The 1,239-nt window shown below is 33.7% G+C and carries 1 protein-coding gene; it reads left to right on the top strand.

The genetic code is table 11. The features are described from left to right. Window positions 1-747 (top strand): queuosine precursor transporter (locus tag E1171_RS01160; RefSeq protein WP_155203264.1); only part of this gene is annotated, 747 nt, incomplete at its 5' end. Between the last annotated feature and the right edge of the window lie 492 nt (window positions 748-1,239).

Raw genomic sequence — 1,239 nt, forward strand, 5'->3', positions numbered from 1 at the left:
CTTTTTTTAGTCCTAGGGGGGATTTTTATTACGAATGCCGTACTTGCAGAAATGATCGGTGTTAAGATCTTCTCCTTAGAAAACACCCTTGGATTCGAGCCGGTGAAGATCTTCGGTAAATATAGTTTTAACCTTACCGCTGGGGTGATGATCTGGCCGGTAGTATTTATCACTACTGATATCATCAATGAGTATTTTGGGAAAGCAGGGGTAAAAAAAATTAGCTACCTGGCCACCTCCTTAATCGCTTATATGTTTGTGGTAATAGCCTTAGTAACTCGCCTTTCTCCTGCTGATTTCTGGATGCAAATTAACAATCAGGACCCGGAAGGAAATCCATTTAATATGAACTTCGCCTTTAATAAAATCTTTATGCAAGGCCTGGGTATTATCATTGGATCTTTAGTGGCTTTTTTAGTGGGACAATTGCTGGATGTGTACGTATTTGTTAAAATTAAGAACCTCACCGGCACTAAGATGATTTGGTTAAGAGCAACTGGAAGTACCCTGGTTTCTCAACTTGTAGACAGCTTTGTTGTTCTTTTTATTGCCTTTTATATTTTTGGTAATTTTACCCTGCAGGAGATCACTAACATTGCCATTGTTAACTATATTTATAAATTTTGTATAGCTGTAGTTTTAACTCCTTTACTTTATGTTGCCCATGGAATCATTGATGCTTATTTAGGAAAAGAGAAGGCAAAAGAAATGGTTCAGCTGGTGAAAGAGGAAAAAGTCTCGGTGTGAATTTTCTGTTTAAAAGTAAAATTTATTAATGCTTAGAGTTATTCTATTTGAAGATAGATGTAAAATTAACTTTTGGCTATCCTGTAAATCTAATTTTAACTTTTTCTGACAATGTCATTTTTTACGTACTTTGAAGAAATCCCTAATCAAGGAAAATAGGGCATAGGAGGAGTTTCAACTTTATTACACTTGAACTATAAAAAAATCTAATTCCCGAGGTCAATATTGACTAATAAGACCCAAAGAGTTCATGTTTGGAAAAAGAAGTAGATAGATGAAATCACAGCAAAATATTGTTCAATAACAAACAAATTTACCATAGCAAAATATCTAAGAAAAGTGTAAAAAATATCACCATTAGCTTAAGGTAATATAGATTGACACAAAGGTATTCCTACCAGTATTTACAATGAAGATCATTGTTTTTTCTCAGCTGTTCCGCTAAATAAAGCTTTTGAGAATTTTTTTGAACTCAAACATTTTTAAACTCAA

The organism is Xanthovirga aplysinae (assembly GCF_009711365.1).
GTDB classification, from domain to species: Bacteria; Bacteroidota; Bacteroidia; order Cytophagales; family Cyclobacteriaceae; genus Xanthovirga; species Xanthovirga aplysinae.